This window comes from Akkermansia massiliensis (assembly GCF_023516715.1).
In the GTDB taxonomy this organism is placed as follows: Bacteria; Verrucomicrobiota; Verrucomicrobiia; order Verrucomicrobiales; family Akkermansiaceae; genus Akkermansia; species Akkermansia massiliensis.
This window is the reverse complement of record NZ_JAMGSI010000003.1, coordinates 169,481-175,480: the sequence shown is the minus strand read 5'-3', so window position 1 is coordinate 175,480 and position 6,000 is coordinate 169,481. Positions and strand designations below refer to the sequence as shown.

Here is a 6,000-nt window from a genome sequence, read left to right as displayed (position 1 = left end):
TCCTCCGCATGGAACCAGCTGTGGGAGGCGGGGAGCGTGCTGACGGTCAGCCTGTCTGCGTTTTCATCCCCGATGCGGGCCAGGATGCGGAACAGGTTGCAGGTGTATTCAAAACGTTCCGGCGTGGCCAGCCGTGAATCTTCAGGTTCCTTTCCGGGAACGGATGGAGTAAGGGGGGGCGCAGGCTCTTCCTGCCCTGGCTGTTCCGCAGGGATGGATTCATGCGGCGGATAGGCGCCGGAATCCGGGGGCGCCTGTTCGGGTTCCCCTTTCAGGGCCCGGATAATCTGGGCCGGATACGGTGTGAACAGGGATGCCGCCATGGCTGCCAGGCAGATGCAGACTGCAAGCTTGAACCAGGTGAGGCGGGGTGTTCCGCGGCGGTGTGCTTTCATGATGCTGAAGAAGGTGAATCGTTGGGGGCAGGCTGGACTTTCCGCGGGCGCCTGCCCATGAAAAAGCGGATCAGCCCCAGCGGGGCAATGCTCAACAGCAGGGCCGCCAGCCGTATCTTCATGCCGGGGAAGACACGTGCGCGCCCGCGGGACAGGGCGCGGAGGCTGTCTTTCACGACGGTTTCAACGGACGTATCAAAGGCGTTGCGGCCCGGCATCATGTTTCCGGTAAAGCCGGGGCGCCGGGCCGCTTTTCCGAAGCCCGTGGAAACCGGGCCGGGGCAGACGGCCAGCACGCGGATGCCGTGTTCGCGCAGTTCCAGCCGCAGCGCTTCCGACAGGCTGGAAACATAAGCCTTGGTGGCCGCATAAACGGCAAAATCCGGAATGGGCAGGAGGGCTCCCAGGGAGCTGAGGTTGATGATGTCCCCGCCGTTCCGTTTCATGGAGGGGATCAGCGCATGGCACAGGCGGGTGAGGCTTTCCACGTTCAGGCGCAGCAGGGCGCGGATTTTTTCCCAGCGGCCGTCCGCGAATTCTCCGTAATCCCCGGCTCCCGCATTGTTGATCAGCAGGGTTCTGCCCGGAGGAAGGCTGTCCAGATGTGAAACGAGCGTGTCCAGGGAAGCTTCATCCGCCAGGTCGCAGGGAAAGACGGAGGCGCGCAGGCCGGGGTGGCGTTTTTCCAGCGCGGCGGCAAGCTGGCGCAGGACGTCCCCGTTCCGGGCAATCAGCACCAGTTCCGCCGCATGAGGGGCCAGCGTTCCGGCAAAGGCTTCCCCGAATCCGGACGATGCGCCCGTGATGATAATCCTGTCGTACTGGAGGCGTGGGGTTTGCATGGCGGGTGGGAGCGGTTCGTATCATGGTCAATCCGGTGGGGAACCGCAATGAAAAAGGGGGCTGGAGAACGCAAAAAAGGCGCACCTCCTTTCTTTCCAAAGAGAAAAGAGGGCTGCGCCAACCATGGCGCTTCCCCACCCGGCGAAAGCCTGCCTGCGCTCTCCCGGGAAAGAGGGACTCCCGGCCCTCATAGCCATGTCCGGTTAGTAAAAGAGAAAAATGAGCCTAGGTTCCGCTTTGAAAAGCTTTTCAGTACGAAGGCCGGAAAGCCACCTCCGCTCCCGGGGGGAAGGCTTTGTGAGCGAACCGGCTTTCATGGGAACATGGAACCGGTGGTTTTCATCTCCCTCCTTCGGGCAGACGGGGGCTCCATGCACCCCAACAAAAAACCGCCTGCCGGGTGAACGGGAGGCGGTTTGATGAAAAAGAAGATTATTCTTAGGCCTGGGGAGCTTCTTCCTGCACCTGCACCACGCGGAAAGGCACGCGGGAGGCCAGTTCGCCGTCAACCGTCAGGTCGATGGAGTAGTTGCCGGGCTTTTCAAAGCGCAGGCCCTGGAAGTTCATAATCAGGTTGCGGGTGAAGAAGGAGACGCCTTCCGGGAAAGCGGGCACCGGGAAGTTGATCTTGATGGGCATGCGTTCCTTGTCCAGCGGCGTGCCGTCGGCGTCAACGATGCTCAGGCCCAGTTCGTGGGTGCCTTCGTCTTCAGGAGTGAGGCAGATGCGCAGGGCAACGGCGCAGACGGGGTGCACGACGGGGAACTGACGGGCGACCAGGGAGTCAAAACCGCCCTGGATGCAAAGCTTGCCCTGGTAGTCGGCGGCGAAGTCACAAAGAGTAGAAACTAAAATATCCATGTTGTGATAATGTTGATGTATTTGGCTCGCTTTCGCATGGAAAGCATGAACATTGGACAGAACTATACTTCCTCCAGACCTATTGCAAGATAAAGCTGTAGAAAATATTGTCATTTCTCCGTGAAATTCCGGTTGCGCTTGAGGTAGGCCGGGAATCCCTGTACTACTGGTTCCGGCAACGCGTTCCCTGGCATGATCCGATGGTTTTTTGACATACCCTCCAAGCTGATTCACTGGAGGCTGAATCTGGTCAGGACGCTGGGCGCCTACGTGCCGTGGCTGCGCCGGGACGACGGTTCCATGAAAGTGCATGCCGGCACGCTGGTGGACCTGTTTGCTACCATTCTGAGCGGGCGCCGCCACTTGAGCGCGCGCGACGCGGATGCCGCGCTGGACATTCTGCGCTACACCTTCCCGGAAGTGGAGCACCGCTGGCTTTCCAACCGTTTCGAGCGTTCCATGCGGGCCAATCTGACGGTGGCGGATGTGCTGGCTTCCGCCGCCTCCGGCAGGGACGAGACGGAGCGTATGGCGATTGCGCTGGAAGTGCTTTCCCTGCTCATCAACACGGGAGACCCCCGCATGACCGGGGAGCTGTTTGACCAGGTGACGTACGGCCTGGAACTGCCGGGTACGGCAAACCACTTGAGGCAGCTTCTGATGACGCCGGACGTGGAGGCCCAGGAGCCGGCGTACAGCGTCGGTTTTTCCTCCGGCATTGGTGCGGAGGTATCCCTGCCGGAACAGGACAAGGGCATTTCCTTCCGCCTGATCCGGTGTTCGCGCCTGGTGCTGGTGGTGAATGACGGCTCCAGGCCTATTGTGGTGCGCGGCCGCCACCTGCCGCCCGGCGGGGTAATGCCGCTGACCAACGGGCAGGTGGTGCTGCTGCCGTCAGGTCCGCTAAGCTTTGAAGACTTCGCGTTCTTCCTGGATTGCAAGCGTTCCGGCAAGCAGGAAGTATGCTATATTTCCCTGGACAACGGCGCCCTGCAAATCAGCCGGGTGCGTTCACGGGCCAGCGAGGTGCGCGTGAACATGGGGTTGGCGTGCAGGGTGGAGGTTCTGAGGCCGGAAGTGGAATTCGTGGTGGACGGGCGGCGCCTGTACCCCGGTGAGAACGTGCGCATGGCCTACTATTCCTCCTTCACGCTGGACGGGGAGGGGCCTTTTTCCATGGGGGAGGTGCAGAACTCCATGTCGGACATCGGACGCCGCTTCCGCCTGGACCCCGGGACCCGCAAGCTGCGCGTAACCAACCTGCCGGAAAAGGCGCGCAAGGGGGACATGCTGCTGACGCCGGGTCTGGCCGCCGGAGTGGTGCTGGAGGTTTCCTTTTCCAGCGCCACCAATTCCGGCTGGCTGGAAGTGGTGGAGGCTTCCATGCCCCTGCTGCTCAATGGCAGGCCCGTGCGGGGAAGGGTTTCCTTGCGCGACGGGGACGTGGTGCACCTGAACGCCTATCACGCCTTGCGCTGCCGTTTTTCCGCCGGGGTGCTGGATGAAGAATACCACGCCATCAGAACCCTCAGCGTGGAGGGCGTGACCAAGGAATTCATGCGTTCCGGCCGTGTGCTGGACAACATTGACCTGACCGTGAAGCGCGGAGAGATGGTCTGCATCCTGGGCCCCAGCGGATCCGGAAAAAGCACGCTGCTCTCCATGCTGGCCGGGCAGCTTCCGCCCACGCGCGGCTGCATCCGTTACAACAACCAGCTTCTGTACAGCGCTCCGGACCTGATCCGGCCCTACATCGCCTTCATTCCGCGGGAGGACATTCTGGATGCGGCCATGAGCGTTTCCGAGCACATCGCCCAGGCCACCATCATCCGCCGTCCGCGCCTGACCCGGTCGGAGCGCGTCAGGCGGGTGAACGCCATTCTGAAATTCCTGGGGCTGACGCACATCGCCTCCCGTCGCGTGGGAGAGATGAATGCGCGCACCATTTCCGACGGAGAGCGCACGCGCCTGAACCTGGGGCTTGACCTGGCGGGCATTGCGGACGTCTTCCTGCTGGACGAGCCCATCAGCGGCCTTTCCACCTCCGACGCCAAGCTGGTCATGCAGACCATGCTGAACATGAGCCGTGACAAGATGGTGATCGCCACCATGCACCGGCCCAGCACGGCCATCCTGAACCAGTTCCAGAAGGTGCTGGTGCTGGACCACGGCGGCCAGATGGCCTACTGGGGGGACGTGCCGGGCATGATGCGCTATTTCCGGAAGGCGGCCGTGGATATGGCCATTGACGTTTCCGAGGAGGCGCGGACGGCCGGCGGCGCGGACTACGTGTTTGAAGTGCTGGAGGCCCCCCTTTCCTGGCATGACCGCCGCAGGCGGCAGCACCCCCGGCTGTGGCAGGAGCGCTTTGAAGGCTACCGATTCCGCAACGTAATGGGGCACCACCATGAAGGAGGGGCGCCCAGAACGTTGTATGAAGGCACGCTGGAATTCCCGCCTGCCCCCCGGCGCAGCGTGATGCAGCTCTGGCGGCTTTTCCGCATCTGGGCCGTGCGCACCTTCCTGGGCCGCGTGCGGAGCCGCATGGGGCTGTACACCATGCTGCTGGAAGGGCCGGTGCTGGCCCTGCTGATTTCCCTGACCCTGCGCGCCTCTTCCAGCCCGGAATACACGTTTGCCACCGCCCTTCACATACCTTCCTATTTGTTCCTGGCGACCATCGTGGCCATGTTCTTCGGCCTGACCGGGGCGGCCAGCGAAGTGCTCAAGGACCGCGCCCTGCTCAAGCGGGAGAGCAACGCCAAGGTGTTCGTGACCGGTTACGTGCTCGCCAAGGCGCTGGTGCTGACGGGGCTTTCCGCCGTGCAGTCCGCCCTCTTCCTGTGGGTGGGGAACGCCATCCTGGAAATCCATGAAATGTTCCTGATCTACCTGGGGACGATGACCCTGACGGCCTTCATCGGCGTAAGCCTGTCCCTGCTGGTCTCCGTCTTTGCCAAAACGGAGCGCGCGGCTCTCAATATGGTGCCCCTGCTGCTGATTCCCCAGATACTGATGGCCGGGGCCATTGTCCACTTTGATGAAATGAACCAGTTCATCCCGTGGTCCGCCCACCGCACGGATGAACACGGGCGCCTCAAGCCGGGCCGCGTGCCGCTGGTGGCGGAATTCTGCCCCCTGCGCTACTCCTTTGAAACGATGGTGGTGGACCAGGCCTCCAAAAACGTATGGGAAAGGGAGCGTGAAACCATTCAGGAGAAAGTGGACGAGCTCAAGGAGCAGCCCCAATTGGACAACAGAGAATTTGAGGAATTCAAGCTGCTCAAGATGGCGCTCCTGCACATAGCCGCCATCGGGGCGGACGATCCGGAACAGGCCAAGGCCGCGGTCCGGCGGGTACGTAGGGCGGCGGTCAACGGCTATGAGAAAAACTACAGGCAGGTGATTGCGGAACTGGAACAGCAGGGGAAGGGCAAGCCCTCCGTTAAATCCTTTTACGTCAATGACCGCATTGTAATGCTGGATGAATCCGCGGAAATCCAGCGCGTCAGCCGTGATACGCTGGACCGCCCGGAAATTTTCCTGGCGCGCCGCCAGCCCCTGCCGTGGGGCAACACGGGGAAGGCTCCGGACGATCCCGGCTACAGCGCGGACGAAGGAACGGTGCCTACCCCCTGGAAGGACTCCCTGCTGCTGTTCCTGATGGGGGCGGCCCCCCTCTTCATCACGGGGCGCGTGCTCAAGCGGCGTTTGGAAAAGGTCAGGTAGGTTGATCATAAGATGATGCTGCTTATGCATGAACGCTGCTGGAAGATGCGGAGAGGGGGTTCCGTATTTCGCGTGTTTTGATGTGCTGGGGAAGATAAACCAGGCCGTCCGTTCTTTTCCCCGGGGGCTTTGAGTCCGCGGAACAGCATGAAGATGCAGATCAATGCAGTTA

The 6,000-nt window shown here is 61.8% G+C and carries 3 protein-coding genes and 1 pseudogene; 1 reads left to right on the top strand and 3 read right to left on the bottom strand.

Annotation, left to right across the window (positions count from 1 at the left end):
- From M8N44_RS13850 to M8N44_RS13840, 3 genes and pseudogenes are all read right to left on the bottom strand, one after another.
- A pseudogene (locus M8N44_RS13850) lies at positions 1 to 395 on the bottom strand (hypothetical protein); the annotation flags it as partial.
- On the bottom strand, positions 392 to 1,237 hold the full coding sequence (locus M8N44_RS13845; protein ID WP_022397735.1) for an SDR family NAD(P)-dependent oxidoreductase: 846 nt from the start codon (positions 1,235 to 1,237) through the stop codon (positions 392 to 394). The pseudogene M8N44_RS13850 and the gene M8N44_RS13845, both read right to left, overlap by 4 nt.
- 439 nt (positions 1,238 to 1,676) lie before the next feature.
- Positions 1,677 to 2,099, bottom strand: a complete 423-nt coding sequence (locus M8N44_RS13840; RefSeq protein WP_102728484.1) for a DUF6941 family protein — start codon at positions 2,097 to 2,099, stop codon at positions 1,677 to 1,679.
- Between the two features lie 192 nt (positions 2,100 to 2,291).
- Between M8N44_RS13840 and M8N44_RS13835 the strand changes: the two genes are divergently transcribed.
- Positions 2,292 to 5,828: an ATP-binding cassette domain-containing protein gene (locus M8N44_RS13835; protein ID WP_022397737.1), complete on the top strand. Its 3,537-nt coding sequence runs from the start codon at positions 2,292 to 2,294 to the stop codon at positions 5,826 to 5,828.
- The last annotated feature ends 172 nt before the right edge of the window (positions 5,829 to 6,000 follow it).

Bases quoted from the DNA above. Each gene is read 5' to 3' on its own strand.
- M8N44_RS13845 (WP_022397735.1), bottom strand. From the start codon at position 1,237: ATGCAAACCCCACGCCTCCAGTACGACAGGATTATCATCACGGGCGCA.
- M8N44_RS13835 (WP_022397737.1), top strand. From the start codon at position 2,292: ATGATCCGATGGTTTTTTGACATACCCTCCAAGCTGATTCACTGGAGG.
- M8N44_RS13840 (WP_102728484.1), bottom strand. From the start codon at position 2,099: ATGGATATTTTAGTTTCTACTCTTTGTGACTTCGCCGCCGACTACCAG.